This window comes from Enhygromyxa salina (assembly GCF_002994635.1).
Classification (GTDB): Bacteria; Myxococcota_A; Polyangia; order Nannocystales; family Nannocystaceae; genus Plesiocystis; species Plesiocystis salina_B.
Window position 1 is genome coordinate 46,308 of record NZ_PVNL01000052.1, and the last position, 14,255, is coordinate 60,562.

The following is a 14,255-nucleotide window of genomic DNA, read 5'->3' on the forward strand; positions in this document are numbered from 1 at the left end:
AGGGTGAGGATTAGACTGACGTGAAACGAGTAAGTGGGTAGAATCCACGGATTGGGCACCTTTGTCAGAACACGGCGACATCATTGACTCTGCGACGACGCTCTCGGGTTCTGGCGTCACCGTTGGTGATGATGGCAACGCGGCGCTGACAGACGTCGGCGTGTTCGCCGATCTGACCGATGGATACGGAGACCTCGGCTCGGCCGACGTCGAGATCGGCCAGCGCCTCGGCCCCTATGTGCTCGAGCGTCACCTCGGCTCGGGCGGGATGGGCGAGGTCTACTCGGCCCGCCATCAACAGACCGGCAAGCAGCTCGCGATCAAGTTCTTGTCGCGCACCACGCCGCGCTTGCTCTACCGGTTCAAGCGCGAGTTCCGGGCGCTCGCGGACGTCTCCCACCACAACGTGATCTCGCTCGGTGAGCTGGTCGTGCCCTCGTCGAGCGCGGCGTTCTTCACCATGGAGCTGATCAACGGGCTGACGTTCACCGAGTACGTGCGTCGCCGCGCCCGCGTCGGGGAGCTGCCCAACCTCGTTCGCCTCGGGCGGGCGCTCCGCCAGCTGGTCCGCGGCCTCGTTCACCTGCACGACGCCGACTGCGTGCATCGAGACGTCAAGCCCTCCAACGTGCTGGTGACCCGCGAGGGCCGGGTCGTGATCCTCGACTTTGGCCTGGTGTCCGAGCTCGCTGACGCGGACGATGGGATCTCGCACGACGGGCAGCCGATCGGGACCCCCGCGTACATGGCCCCCGAGCAGGCAGCGATGCGGGCGATCACCCCGGCCGCGGACTTCTACGCCGTCGGTGTGCTGCTGTTCGAGTGCCTGACCGGTGTGCTGCCCTACCGCGGATCCGCGATCGAGATCGTCATGCTCAAGCAGGACGAGGACGTCCCGGATCCGGGCGAGCGGGTCCAGGGGATCCCGTCCGAGCTGCGGGAGCTGTGCATGCGACTGCTGGCCCGCGAGCCGGCCGATCGACCCGCGCGTGACGAGCTGCTCACCGCCCTCGCAACCCGGACGCTCGGCGCTGGCGAGCGCAGCACCCCGCACGTCGCTGCCAAGCGACGCGAGCAGGCGCCGTTCGTCGGACGCGACGCCGAGCTCGCGGCGCTCGGCCAGGCGCTTCGTGATGTCGAGACCCAGCGCGCCCCGGTCACGGTCCACATCAGCGGCGCGAGCGGCCTGGGCAAGTCGGCGCTGGTCAGTCGGTTCGCGAGCGAGGTCCGGGCCACCTCCGACACGCTGATCTTGCGCGGGCGCTGCCTCGAGCGCGAGTCGGTGCCCTACAAGGGCGTCGACTCGGTGGTCGACTCGCTCTCGGTTCGCCTGCGCCGCATGTCCGACAGCGATCTCGACCAGCTGCAGCCGCGCAACGTCGCGCCCTTGGTCAAGATCTTCCCGGTGCTCAGCGACATCTGGGAGTTCGAGCGCGGCTCGGCCCAGCGCTACGAGCCCAACGAGCTGCGGCGGCTCGGGATCGCGGCGCTGCGCGAGGTCATGACCCAGCTCGCGACGCTGCGCCCCGTACTCATTCACATCGATGACTTTCAGTGGGCGGACGTCGACGGCGCGCGGCTCTTGACCTCGTTGGTGCGACCGCCCGATCCGCCCGCGCTGCTGGTGCTCGTCTCGTTTCGTTGCGCGAGCCGAGGTGCGCAGGACGGCGAGTCTTCGTCTGCGATCGGCGACTGTGAGGCGCTGCGCGAGCTGACCTCGGTCGAAGCCCGGCTCGGCCGTGACGTCCGCGAGCTGAGCGTGGGTCCGCTCGCCGACGCCGAAGCCCGCGAGCTGGCCTGGGCGCTGATGGGCGCCGACGAGAGCGGCACGATCGGCGAGCGCGAGCAACAGCGGCGCCGGTCCGACGCGTTCGCGCGCGGGGCTCGGGGCAACCCCTTTTATATCGGTCAGATGGTGCTCGGAGACGACGCCGCGCCAGGTGAGACCGGCGATGATCGGATCGTCGCCCGCCGGATCGTGCAGCTCGATCCCGAGTCGCGGCGCCTGCTCGCGACTGTCGCGGTGTCCGGCGGGCCCACGCCGATCGCCCTGGTCCGCGACGTCTACGAGCACACCCAGTCCGGCTCGCGCTCACAGCCGGGCGATCAGTCGTGGTCGGAGCAGCTCTCGGCCGTGGGCGCCGTGATCGAGAAGCTGTGCGCGCTGGGGCTGCTGTCTCGTCGCGGCGGTTCGTTCGACAGCAGCCACGGCGACAGTCAGGACAGCCAGGACAGCCTGTCGAGCGGCGACCTCACCGGCCCCGTACTCGAGACCGCCCACGGCCGGATCCGCGAGGTCACCGTGGCCGAGCTCGAGACCCATGAGCTCGAGCAGATCCACCTCGCGCTGGGGTCCGCGCTCGAGCGCTTAGGTGGCGAACCCGAGACCCTCGCCGAGCACTTCGAGAGAGCCGGCGACTTGGTCCGCGCGACCAAGTACGCCGAGGTCGCCGCCGATCAAGCCGGCGCGGCCCTGGCCTTTGGGCGGTCCGTGCAGCTGTACCGACGCGCGCTCGTGCTGCTCGAGCTCCTCGGTCTCGACGGCATGGCGGGGGACCAGGGGCCCGCGCGTCGTCGTCGCTTGCGGCTCGCGCTGGCGGAGCAGCTCGTCAACTTTGGTCACTCCAGCGAGGCCGGGGCGCTGCTGCGCGAGCTCGCCGAAGAGGAGTCCGCGCCCAGCAAGGCGCTGGTGCTGCGCCGCAACGCGGCCGAGCAGCTGCTCCACGCCGGTCACGTCAACGACGGCCTCGCGCTCGCGGCCACGGTGCTGCAAGAGATCGGAGAGTCGCCGCCGCGCGGGTTTTGGGCCTCGATGTGGAGCTTCATGTGGGGTCGCCTGCGCCTGGCGCTGCGCGGCTACAAGTATCAAGTGCGCGACGAGAGCCAGGTCGACCAGGCCAAGCTCGATCACATCGACACCCTGCTGACGATCAACAAGGGCTTGATCCTGCACCTCGAGATGCACTCGTGGGTCTTGCACAATCGGCTGCTGCGCCTGACCCTCGACGCTGGTGAGCCACGCCGGCTCGCGCTGATGCTGGCCAACGAGATGACGATCGTCGCCAGCTTTGGTGGTGAGGGCAAGGTCCACGAGCTCGCTGGTCGGGCCCGGGAGCTCGCCGCCACCGTCGACGACATCGAGCTCGATCGCAGCATCGACTTTCAGCGCGACATGGTCGAGTACGCGCTCAACCGGTTCCGCGGCGCGACCGACCAGCTGCGCGAGCTGATGCCACGGCTCGAGGAGGTCGCCGGGGCCAACTGGCTGCGCAACACCGCCGTGCTCGTGTACTCGAGCCTGTGTGTCATCACAGGGCGCTGGGCGGAGCTCTATCGCAACCTGCCGCAGTGGCTGGCCGTCGCGCGCGACCGCGGCAACCTGCGCGAGATCGTCGAGCTCGAGGCCTACGCCGCCATGACCGAGCTGCATCGCGGCAACCTGGCCCAGGCCCGCTACCACCTCGACGCCGGTCGCGACGCGTGGGATCACTCGCGCTACAACTACACGACCGTGATGCTCGACCGGGTCGAGATCTTCATCTTGCTCGGCGAGGGGCAGCACGAGCGCGTGCTCGAGCGAATCGACATCCTGCTGGCCGCCGTCCGTCGCTCGAGCGTCGCGCTCAACCCCGTGGTCAAGCGCTTCGTCGACCAGCTGATCGGACGCTGCTGGGCGGCCGCGGCCGTGCAGTTCCCCGCCAACACCAAGCTCGCCGCCCAGGTTCGCGGCGTGTGTCGGCGCCTGCGTCGGACCAAGGTCCCCCTGTACGTCGGCGAGGCCGCGGTCAACGAGGCCGCGCTGCACTCGGTCAATGGCGACGCCGAGCAGACCCGACGGTGCTGGCGCGAGGCCGAGCTGTTGTTCGATCAAAACGGGATCGAGTGCCACGTCGCGTCGGTTCGCTGGCAGCTGGCGCGGGCGACCGAGGGGAACGAGGCGAAGGGCTTCGAGGTCGCGGCGGCCAGGTACTTTGATGCGAATGGGATCAGCGATCCCGAGCGGGTCGCGACCATGTTGGTGCCGAAGCGGTAGCTGGTCGCCCGGATGAAATCGTGGCTGGACTGGGGCGTGCCGATCACCCGGGCCATGGCAGGATCGAGAACACCTTGGCGGCGCGCTCGTGCATCACATCCACGATCACCGTCGCTCGCTCTGCGTCGAAGGGCACATAGCTGATCGCCGAGCGACTCACCTGTGCCGCGCCGTCACTCCAGCGCGAGAAATAGTCAGCATTGCTGGGCCGGATCCGGGTGGTCCCAACCAGCAGTCCATGCTCGAGCACACACAAGCCCCGCGTCCAACCCTGCGCGGCGCCACGCTCGACGAGCGACCATCGCTCGATGATCTCGCCAGTCGTGGGATCGCAAGCGATGACCTCACCGGGCACGGTCGTGACCCATAGACACGACCGCCCGGAGGGATGTCGAGCGATGAACCCCTCATGAGGTGGAGCGGAGTACTCGGGCGACGCCCAGTCCCAGTCAGTGTCTTCGTCGCCCACGCACACGATTCGCCGCTGACGGACCAGCGTCAGCATGAGCGCGCCATCACCACGCCGGGCGCAATGGTTGGCGTGCATGAAGTGCGGGTGCGAGTCGCAGGTGCGAAACTCTGGCGCGCGCGCGAGGCGGGCCTGGGTGCGCGCGTCGCTGGTCAGGAGTCGTCGATGTCGCAGCTGGCCGTGATGGTCGAACTCGTCGAGTGATTCGAGCCCGGTGTTGACCACGGTCAAGCCGCGGTCTTCGGCGAGGACGTGGTGCAGATCATTGAACCCCGGATCATCGATCACGCGGACCAGCCGCAGGTCGTCCAACGATACGCCCATTACTTGATTGGCGCTGCACAGCCACAGCAATCCGTCATGATACGAACCGCCCGTAAAGCCCTTGTTGGCCACGCGCAAGCTGGGATCCGGGGGCTCACGGATCAAGCGCGGCTCGAACTCCAGATCCATGCGCTCGTCAGCGTGACTCAGCACGAGCTCCCCGACGAAGCCTTCGGATCCGCCATCGAAGAACCCGCCGGTGATCAGGAATCGCTCGGCGCTCACCGTCGGGCCTCCCGCAGCGCCGCGACACAGGCCCGCATGCCCTCGGCCAGCGACCAGCGCGGCGCCCAGCCAAGGCTGCGCAGCAAGGTCGAGTCGATCGCGCTGTGCCGGATCTGCCCTGGGCGGTCGTCGACCAGGCGCAGCTGGACCTCGGCTCCGACGGCCTGCTGAGCGAGCCGGGCGAGCTCGAGCACCGAGCAAGCGTAGTCGCTGGCCACGTTTACGCAGCGGGGACGGGCCGGGCTGGCGAACACGGTCACGATCCCGCGCGCGACATCGTCGACGTGGGTGTAGCAGCGAGTTTGCTGACCGTCCCCGTGGATATCGATGGTCTGCCCGGCCAGCGCCCGGCGCAGGAACACGCTGGTCGCCAGGCTCTCGCGCATGCCGGGTCCATAGAACGTTGCGAGGCGGAGGACGGCGGCGCCGGGCGGCATGAAGGCCTCACCGGCGAGCTTGGTCCTCGCGTAGAGCTCGGTGGGGGCGGGAGGGGCCGCCTCGTCGCAGCGCGCGAGGCCGTTGTTGCCGTACACACAGCAGGTCGAAGCGTAGAGCAGCCGCGCTCCGGCCTCGCGGCACGCGGCGGCGACCCGTCGGGTGCCCTCGACGTTGACGAGTTCGCAGCGCTCGGGGTCGGCTTCGGCGTGGTGCAGATCGGCGATCGCGGCCAGGTGCAGACACGCACCACAGCCTGCGAGGGCGCGCCGGAGCTGGTCCGCATCGAGGATGTCGCCACCGACGCGCAGATCGTAGGGACGAACCGTGTATCCGACCCGGTGAAGCTCGGCGCACACGCTGCGGCCGAGGAATCCGTCGCTGCCCGTCACCAGGACCACGGCGCTCATGTCCACACGCTCCGCAAGATTAGCTCGGGTCCGCGCTCGCAGCCGGCCTCCGTGTCGAGGCCAAACTGCATGGCGAACCCAGCCACGCGCGCAAGCTCGAGCATCGCCCGATTGTTGCGGCCCTCGGGCCACGCGAGCCATGGCGTACCGCCGCGGGCCAGCAGCGAGCGACGGCCGTCGAGCAGGCGCGGGCCGAGCTCGGCGGGATCGAGCTGACGCAGATCACTGTGCTCGGGCCCATGCGAGCCGATCAACCACCCGGCGTCTCGCAGGTCGGCGAGCTGCTGAAGATCGAGCATCACTTCGGTCTCGGGTTCCAGCGGAATACCAGCGGCGTCCAGTCGTCGACGTTGCTCGTGCTCGGGGAGCAACTTGAGACCCAGCCGATCGATACCGAGCACCTCGCCAGCCTGCGCGAGGGTGCGACCCGTGGTCGCGCACCAGGCATACAGCGCCGTCAGCGGCAGCGGACGGCGATCGCCATCGAGCAGCGCCGCGGTCACGAACAACACCGGCTGCAGCTCCGGTAGCGCGGCGAAGATCGGCGCCAGCAACGTGCTGTCGGCGTGGCCGTCGTCGATCGTCACCAGCACCTGTCGATGTTGCTCGTGCGCGCGGTTCCAGGTCCGCACGTGCTCGGCCAGCGCTCGCAGTCGCGCTTCGATCGCGGACAGTGGAAGGCTCATCCCAAGCTCGGCTTGAATGCGCCGCGCGCCGACGACCCCGGGCTCGTGGACACGATGCAAGCAGGGCACCTGCGCAGGCCACCAGCGGGTCGGCCCGCGTCCGGGCCACACGCCGCTGGGGAACAGATCGTCGAGCCATATCAGCGCTGCGTCGACAGAACCGAGGCTGACGATCGGCCGCTCGCGCCGCTCGTCGAGGCGCTCCCCGGCGAGACGCTGGGCCCAGCCGCCAGTCTGTGCGAGGCACCCGAGCGGGCGTTGCTCGTGCCAGGCCAGCGCGATCTCGCTGAGGGTCCCTGCTCCGCCGCCGATCGCAATTGCAGCATCGGCAACTCGGGCGACGAGGTTGTTGCGCTGCGAGCCCATGCCGGTCGCTAGCGTGATGTCGATCCACTCGTTGGGCTGCTCGTCGTCGGTCCAGCCTGGCAGCAGGCCGAGCACTTCGGCGCCGGTCCACGCCACGCTCGAGCGCGCGCCACAGCTGACCGCCGCCATCACGCCCGAGAGGCCGCCGCACACGATGCGAAAGCCGGCGTCGACCAACCCCCGACCGAGAAGCTCGGCCGTGGCAGCGACCTCCGGATCGGCCCGGTTGCCCCCGAACACGGCGATCAGCGGCTTGAACACGTGGCCCCTTGCTGCTCGGACTCCCACAGCGTCCGTCCAACCAGATCCCACCAGGCGACGTAGGCGGCGTTGTAGACGTTCCGGGCGCGGTGCAGCCGAAACGCCTCGGCGCTGATCCAGAGCTGCTCGAGTATCTCTCCGAGCTCGTCGGCACGCGCAGGCGCGAGCAGCCCGACCGCGAGCGCGCGCGCGCGTACGGCCGCGCGCCGCTCGGAGTCGGCGAGGGCGATCGCTAACGGGACGCCGGGCTCGTCGAGCAGTCGACCGATCTGGCCTGCGATCAGCCGCGAGGCCTCGAACATCGTGAGCGGCTCACTGAGATCGGGACCCGCGTGATCGAGGCGCGGGAGCGCGTCCTCGCTGCTCGATCGGGACCCGAAGCAGGGGAACCACTCGCCGTCCAGCACCGCGCCGGGCTCGACGGTGACGTGCTCGTTGACCGGGTGCCAGGCAGCGTGGTGGGGCACGTAGCGGGTGTTGGGTGGCATCCACAGCGAGATGTAGACCGGGCGCTCGCCGTGGTCTTCGTTGGGACGCGAGCGGTGCCACGTCAGGCCGTCGAGCACGACGATAGAGCCGGCCTTGGCCGGGAGTCGGATGACGCTCGCGTCGGCCGGAAACTGTGAGCGCGGAGTGGCGATGAAGTCCGCCGGGGCGCCGGGGCCCCAGCGGTGTGAGCCGTCGATGACCTCGAGGCAGCCACCGGTCGGGCCGACATCGACGAACGGCAACCAGCACGACAGCCCCGAGCGATCGACGGGCCAGAAGGTCGCGTCCTGATGCCAGGGGATCGTTCCGTTGAGGCCGGGGCGCGGCTTGGCGATCACGTGGTCGTGGAGCAGTCGCGCGCTCGTCAACCCGAGGCCGGCGCTGGCAGTGCCCCACAGTCGAGCGTCACCGAGCAGCTCGGCGAACGCAGGCTCGTGGCGCCACAGATCGCGCCATTGGCTGACGTGGGCGTCGTAGCGAGTCGGCTCGAGGCCCATCTGCTCCGCGCAGCGCAGCTTGAGCGCACGCCAGCTGTCGAGCGTCTCGGTCAAGAGCGCCGCATCGAACATCGGCGCGAGCACCACGTAGCCGTGCTCGCGCAGGAACGCGTGGGCGTGGTCGTCGAGGCGCTTGAAGCTGCGGGTCTCGACCTCGTATGGGGGTGCTTCGAGTGGCATCTGCAGGTGCTCGAGGGCGTCGTTCAGCGGTAGCTCGGCCGTGGGAAAGTGGTCCCGCAACGCCAACGCGAGCTCGATGTCGTCGAGGCTGTGGACGTCGTCGCGGTCGGGAGCGATGACACGCAGCACCCGGTCGCGGAGCACGATCGACCGATCCGGGAGATGACGGTTGACGCGAAGTCCACTCAAGAAAGGGCCGTAGCCGGGCCGTGAATAGTGGGCGTCAATCATGCCAGCGAATGACGCGAAGGTGCGCGGGGTCAGGTCGAAGTCGTAGTTGCGCGACCACTCCAGCTGGCCGCGGCGGCGGTGTTGGACCTGCCAGCGAGCACCGCCGAGCGGGCGCAGGCGATGGTCGAGCATCGGGTGGTGGCGCCGCCGTGGGTCGCCGAGCGGGATTGGCTCGAGGTAGGGAAAGCCGTTGCCGATGTCGACCCACAGCTGCTCGCCGTCGAGGGCAATGATCAGCGCGATGTGACAGTCGGGCGCCTGCATGCTGCCAGCCACGAGCGTGACCGCGTAGCCGAGCTCGTACAGCAGCGCCGCAAAGAACGGATTCATGTGCCCGCAGGGACCCCCGAGACCCTCGAGCATGTCGGCGCGCACTTCGGCCAGGGTTGGCGCGCGGCGGGGTCGGGCGAGCATGCAGATGTTCTGGAACGGCACCCGCTCGAGCGTGCGCGCCACCAAAGCCGTGAGCGCACGCTTGCTGGGGGTCTCGCGGGGCAGCCCGAGCCGGGCATGGAACGCCTCGATATCGGCGTGGTCGAGCCAGCGATCGAGGCCGTGGACGCTCGTCACTCGAGCACCTCCAGTAGCCGCGAGAACTGGGCGTGACACAGCCCGAGCAGGCTCGGATCGAGGGACTCGTCGGGCGCGTGGATGCGTGTCCAGTCGTCGTTGGGGCCGATCGCCAGGTACGGTCGCGAACCGACGAGATGCTTCAGCATCGGACAGCGATCCTGGCCGAACGCCTTGTTGAGGTAGCGCTCGCGGACCCGCACCGCGCGACCGTGGGTTGCGGCGACCTCGCTGAGCGCCGCCACGATCGGCGCGAGCACCTGGTTCGAGCCCTTCGTCAACACTCGCTGGGCGCCGTCCTTGTAGAAATAGCCCGTCTCCTCGAGCCACACCGCCACGGGTGGGAGCTCGAGGCGCGGATACAGACGCTGGGCCCAGGGCGAGCCAAGCTCTTCTTCACCCTCGATCAGCCAGACCACCCCGCACACGGTCCGGGGCAGCTCGGCGCAGCTCAACAGCCGCTGCACGAGCGGGCCGAGGTTGTCAGCGACCCCGCGGCCGTAGACTCGCCCGTCGCGTTCGGACAAGGTCCAGGGATCCGACTGCCACACGCCAGGCGCTTCCTCGACGTCGTAGTGCGAGGAGATGCCGAGCCAGCGATCAGAGGCTCCAGCTCGCGTGGCCACGAGGATCGGCTGCGCGCCGGGGAGGTCGGCGGCGTGAACCTCGACCGAAAAACCGCACGCCTCCAGCATCATGACTAGATCGTCGCGGACCTGCGCGAGGCCGGCAGGGTGGCTGGTGGTCGGTCGCGCGCCGACCCACCGGGCGAGGAGCGAACGCCACTCGTCGATGCGACTCCACATCATGCTCGATCTTCCTGCGCCGGTCCGGGTGGCATGGTCAGCGAGTCCGACAGGTCCGCGAGCAGCGACACGATCGCGTCGCGTCCGAAATCGAGCGCCGTGATCGCGGTCAGGCCTTCGTTGATCGCAACCGCTACCGCCTCGAGCTCGGGCCGCCAGTCGAGGAGCCCGGCGCAGCGCCGTCCGGCCTCATGCACGGCCTTGCTGACCTCGCGGCGCCGAACTTCACAGGTCTCGAGTACTTCGTTGGCGGCCCGCATGAGCAGGTCGGCGCGTGGCCACGATGCGCGCGCACGCCAGCGCTCGATACCCCGATACAGCCCGACTCCGACGAGATCGGCGACCAGGCGCTCGCGCCAGCGCGATGCGGACTGCGCTGTCCAGCCGGTCTCGTCGCGTAGGTGTCGCAGCGGCAGCGGGAACTGCCCGAGCCGACAGCCATGCACGCTCGCGGCAGCCTGCGCCCAGATCGTGTCGGCCCGACGTGGACGCAGCCCACCGAGCTGGGCCCGCGGGTGCGGCAGCTTCAGCCACGCACGGTCGAACACGATCGTGTTGCCGCCGCGCACGATCGGGACCGGCCGCGTCCGCGCGAGGGTCGTTGGCGTCGCAACCAGCGGGCGCGCGAGCGTCCCGTGGATCATCAGGGCATCGAGCAACGCCGAGCCCTCGAGCGCGAGGCCAAGCATTGGGTACGGATCACGAATGGTCCGCACCGGCGATAGATCATAGTAGTGGTCGATCTCGCTCCAGCGCGCAGCTGTTGAAGATGTGGGCCAGGCGTGGCGAGCGGCTTCGAGGTCGAAGAGGTTGGTAGAGAGCGTCGACGAGGCTGGTAGCGGCGGCGCGCCAGTGACTCCGCCGAGCGCGACGTCGATCTCGGGGTGGGCTGCGTGGAAGCTCCAGATTGCCGGCAACCATGGCCAGGGGGCGCCCAGCTCGACGCCGTCTGGACCCGAGTAGAGCGCGTCGAAGGCCAGATCGTCGTCGAGCAGCAGCACGATTGGGTCATCCTCGAGATCGAGGGTCGCGGCGGCCGAGAGCAGCGCCTGCCGGCCATCGGCGATGCAGCGATCAGCGCTCGAGGGAGCCGGACGACGAACGACCTCGACGCCTCGGGCCGACAGCGCGTCGGCCATCTCGTCCACGCTCGGGCAGCGTCCGCGCTCGACGATCAGCCAACGCAGCATCGATCGCCCGGCCCGGCGCACACCGACCAGGCCGGCGTGCTCGATCATCTGCATGAAGCTGTGGGTGACGGCGCCCAGGTGCACGCCGCCCGGAGTGCAGGTCAGCACCTGAAACGGACGCTGCGACCCGTTGATGGCTTCGCGCGTCAGCGTGTCCACGCGCTGCCGGCAGCCGGAGTCCGTCCACCATGGCTCGGCACTGAAGCGATGAGCGTCGAGCACGGGCACGTGCGGGGGCTGGTCGAGTGTGCTCGATCTCGTCACTCATGAAGAGGATCACCCGTCTCCATGGAGGGCGCAAGCGCCAAGCACCGGATCGTTTCAGGACGGATCAACTCGACCGACCAGCTCGGGCTCGAACCGCACGTCGATGTGGCGCAGCGGCAACTCGCGAGCCAACCATGCGCAAAAATTCTCGTACCATTGTGCCGCATAGGCGAAATCAGCATACTGACGAGTTGGTCCGTTCGACGGACGCGAGCGAAGCTGCTGGACCCAGCGTTCGCGGTCGGGCAGCAGCAGCCAGACCTCCTCGCGCGAATCGAGGGGAAACAGCGCTGCTTCGGGCACCAGCCCGGCGACGACCAGCAGGGGGGCGACCTCGGCGTTGTCGGGGTGCAGTTCGACGGCCCGCACGACCTCGACCAGCTTCGCATTGGCCGCGAGCACGCCCTTACGAAGGTCGAGGGGCTCGATCAGCGGACTGAGCATGGCGTTGAACTCGACGCGACGGGTGAAGCCCGTGTGGCGTCGAGCGAAGGTGCTCTTGCCTGCGCCGGGAGGCCCAACCAACCAGGTCAATCGCTTCATCGCTGGTTGCCCCCCGGATGGACGAGCTCACCCGCGCGCACGCTCCGGGCCCGAGGGTGCCGCGGTGCACGCTTGGGGTCCCAGCGGGCTTCGAGCGGCAGCCACGTGCTGATCCACGCCCGGCGTGGCTCACCACTGCCGTTGACCCCCGAGCGATGCCACGTGCGTCCGTGGAAGATCAGCGCGTCTCCGGGGTCCAGCCGCGGGCAGCTCAGCTCGAACGCCTGTGTATCGAATCCACGACCGAGGGTGCCGAGCTGAGGCTCGCCAGTGTGCAGATCGATCGCGGGGCCCAGCTGGTGATGACTGCGGAGCGCGAGCTCGACAGCTCCTCGCCGGTCGTCGGCCGGATCCAGCGCGCACCAGACTACGGCGCTCCACGGTGTGTCGACCGGCCAAAACGGCTCGTCTTGATGCCATGGCAGCGCGTCGTGCTCAGCCAGCTTGGTCAGCAACAGATCCTGAAAGACGTGCAGGTCGGGGCTCAGGCGATGCGCGAGCTGTGTGGCGAGCCGCTCGAGCACCGCACCCGTCGAACCGGCGTCGCTGCGGGTATGGGGGTTGAACCACTGCTCCAACAGGCGATCGAGGCCAGGCCGTGGCTCGGTCGGCACCGTGTGGGTGTAGAGGACCTGTCGGGACGTCGCCGCGCCAGCGTTGCGCAGGGCCACGAAGCGGTCTCGGAGAGCTTCGACCTCGGCGGGCTTCAGCAGGCTCCGAGATACGACCACGCCCCGCTCGAGCAGAGCATCGAGCAGGGTCATCGACGCGCGATCCGAGCTGTGCTGCGGGTCGTCGCGGACAGTTCGTTGGGCATCACGCCGAGTTTACGAACTTGTCGGCGGCTTGACCATCTGCCAGGCGTGTCAGCCTCAGGTAAACCGAAACACCCTGCAGGGCTGCTCGACGCTCGGGATCCGACCGTCCGGATCGACGACCTGGCCGAGCAGCCGCTCGGCGAAGTCGCCGGCAGTGGGGCTGGACGGCCTGGCTGCGGTGATCCGCTCGCGGCCCCCAGCGACGGCGCTGAGCTCGAGCGCCACCCGCTCGTCCTCGTGGTTGATCGCAAACGCCCCGCGTAGCAGCTGCTCGTAGCCTGAGTGGACCGCCTCGACCACGCCCGCGATCCGACCCGCGATCTCGAGCGCGTGCGGGCAGTCGAACCGACACGGATCGAAGCTGATCAGCCCCAGCCGATCATTCTTGAGCAGGGTGTTGATCCGCGCGCGCGGTCGCTCGACCCAGGCCGCGTCGATCCGGTGGAAGTTGCCGCGGCGCGAGTTGAGCTCGGGGTCGTGACCGTCGTGTTCGAGCTGCGTCGAGCGCAGGAACGACTCCACGCAGCAGCTCGGGTAGCCCAGCATCTCGCCGCAGTCGCGCAGCGCGACCAGCTGGGCCGCGATCGGTAGGTACTGGCGCAGCTCCGCGTCGACCAGCGCGAGCGCCCGATCGCGCGTGGACGCGACCATCACGTAGGTCCGCGCGCCGTCGGCCCCAGCGTCGGTCTCGACCGCGGCGACGCTGTAGCCGGCCCGCAGCCACAGTCCGACTTCGTAGGGGGCCTCGTCGCCGTGCAGGCGGATCCGCAGGGCGGGCTTGATCCCCGCCTCGAAGGCGAGTCGCTCGGGAGACACGCTGCGCGGATCGAGCTCGGCGCTCGGACCCGGGCTGCGGGGCTGGGGCTGGTGCCAGCGAAACGATGCCTCGTGGGCGGCGACCCCGGCGGTTAGGGCGGCCAGCAGCGCGCGGATGTCTGCGCCTGGCGAGCTGCGCAGCGCGACGATCGAGAAGCGCGCGGTCTGGCGGCTCGGGAGCTTGCTTGGCACTGGGTGATCGCGGTCGAGGAGGCGAACGATCGCCCAAGGTCCGCCGCGGGCTCGGAACCGAGCGTCGATCCAGCGCTCGCGGGCGGTCCATTGCTCGAGCCACCAGTCTGCGGTTGGGCTGGTTAGCCGCAGCATCGCGGCGATCACCGCGTCGTTGTCTGGGGCGATCACCGACACGGGGATTGAGTACCCCAAGTGGGTCGGAACTCCGAGCGGACGGGTCGCAAACGTGCTTCACTGGGCCGATGCGAACCATTTGTTTGGTGACGATGACTGCCGCGTTGGTGTGCGCCTGTGGTGACGACCGGGCGTCGAGCTCCGAGACCGCCGACGGGGCGACGGGGACCGAGACGGGGGACGGAGACGGGGCGACGGAGACCGGCGGTAGCGGTAGCGGTGATGGTGACGGTGATGGTGACGGGGACGGTGATGGTGACGGGGATGGCG

The 14,255-nt window shown here is 69.2% G+C and carries 10 protein-coding genes and 1 pseudogene; 2 read left to right on the forward strand and 9 right to left on the reverse strand.

Annotated elements, in window-relative coordinates:
• Window positions 1-61: 61 nt before the first annotated feature.
• A complete protein-coding gene (locus ENSA7_RS13990) occupies window positions 62-4,033 on the forward strand; it encodes a serine/threonine-protein kinase (protein WP_106089783.1) in 3,972 nt (1,323 codons plus the stop codon).
• A gap of 43 nt (window positions 4,034-4,076) precedes the next feature.
• Here ENSA7_RS13990 and ENSA7_RS13995 read toward each other — a convergent pair whose 3' ends face one another.
• From ENSA7_RS13995 to ENSA7_RS14035, 9 genes are all read right to left on the reverse strand, one after another.
• A complete protein-coding gene (locus ENSA7_RS13995; RefSeq protein ID WP_106089784.1) occupies window positions 4,077-5,051 on the reverse strand; it encodes a hypothetical protein in 975 nt (324 codons plus the stop codon).
• The gene (locus tag ENSA7_RS14000; protein ID WP_181233715.1) at window positions 5,048-5,896 is read right to left on the reverse strand and encodes an NAD-dependent epimerase/dehydratase family protein; all 849 of its coding nucleotides are present in this window, start codon (window positions 5,894-5,896) and stop codon (window positions 5,048-5,050) included. The genes ENSA7_RS13995 and ENSA7_RS14000 overlap by 4 nt, the downstream gene beginning before the upstream one ends.
• Window positions 5,893-7,209, reverse strand: coding sequence for an SLOG cluster 4 domain-containing protein (locus ENSA7_RS14005; RefSeq protein WP_106089786.1), 1,317 nt, complete (start codon window positions 7,207-7,209; stop codon window positions 5,893-5,895). The genes ENSA7_RS14000 and ENSA7_RS14005 overlap by 4 nt, the downstream gene beginning before the upstream one ends.
• Complete coding sequence (locus tag ENSA7_RS14010; RefSeq protein WP_181233716.1) at window positions 7,194-9,176, reverse strand: phytanoyl-CoA dioxygenase family protein; 1,983 nt, start codon at window positions 9,174-9,176, stop codon at window positions 7,194-7,196. Before ENSA7_RS14010 ends, ENSA7_RS14005 begins: the two co-directional genes overlap by 16 nt.
• The gene (locus ENSA7_RS14015) at window positions 9,173-9,985 is read right to left on the reverse strand and encodes a M20/M25/M40 family metallo-hydrolase (protein WP_106089788.1); all 813 of its coding nucleotides are present in this window, start codon (window positions 9,983-9,985) and stop codon (window positions 9,173-9,175) included. Before ENSA7_RS14015 ends, ENSA7_RS14010 begins: the two co-directional genes overlap by 4 nt.
• Window positions 9,982-11,331, reverse strand: a complete 1,350-nt coding sequence (locus ENSA7_RS14020) for a hypothetical protein (RefSeq protein WP_146157669.1) — start codon at window positions 11,329-11,331, stop codon at window positions 9,982-9,984. Before ENSA7_RS14020 ends, ENSA7_RS14015 begins: the two co-directional genes overlap by 4 nt.
• A gap of 162 nt (window positions 11,332-11,493) precedes the next feature.
• The gene (locus ENSA7_RS14025) at window positions 11,494-11,883 is read right to left on the reverse strand and encodes a hypothetical protein (RefSeq protein WP_146157670.1); all 390 of its coding nucleotides are present in this window, start codon (window positions 11,881-11,883) and stop codon (window positions 11,494-11,496) included.
• A 95-nt stretch (window positions 11,884-11,978) separates the two neighbouring features.
• Window positions 11,979-12,746 carry a phytanoyl-CoA dioxygenase family protein gene (locus tag ENSA7_RS14030; protein WP_106089791.1) on the reverse strand — a complete coding sequence of 256 codons (768 nt, stop codon included), beginning with the start codon at window positions 12,744-12,746 and terminating at the stop codon, window positions 11,979-11,981.
• A gap of 108 nt (window positions 12,747-12,854) precedes the next feature.
• The gene (locus ENSA7_RS14035; RefSeq protein WP_106089792.1) at window positions 12,855-13,985 is read right to left on the reverse strand and encodes a hypothetical protein; all 1,131 of its coding nucleotides are present in this window, start codon (window positions 13,983-13,985) and stop codon (window positions 12,855-12,857) included.
• Window positions 13,986-14,053: 68 nt separating this feature from the next.
• On the opposite strand from ENSA7_RS14035, the pseudogene ENSA7_RS42250 reads away from it, so the two are divergent.
• Window positions 14,054-14,255, forward strand: a pseudogene (locus tag ENSA7_RS42250) (hypothetical protein); the annotation flags it as partial.

Coding starts and splice junctions, on each gene's coding strand:
- ENSA7_RS14025 (WP_146157670.1), bottom strand. CDS start 11,883: ATGCTCAGTCCGCTGATCGAGCCCCTCGACCTTCGTAAGGGCGTGCTC.
- ENSA7_RS14030 (WP_106089791.1), bottom strand. CDS start 12,746: ATGACCCTGCTCGATGCTCTGCTCGAGCGGGGCGTGGTCGTATCTCGG.
- ENSA7_RS14015 (WP_106089788.1), bottom strand. CDS start 9,985: ATGATGTGGAGTCGCATCGACGAGTGGCGTTCGCTCCTCGCCCGGTGG.
- ENSA7_RS14000 (WP_181233715.1), bottom strand. CDS start 5,896: ATGAGCGCCGTGGTCCTGGTGACGGGCAGCGACGGATTCCTCGGCCGC.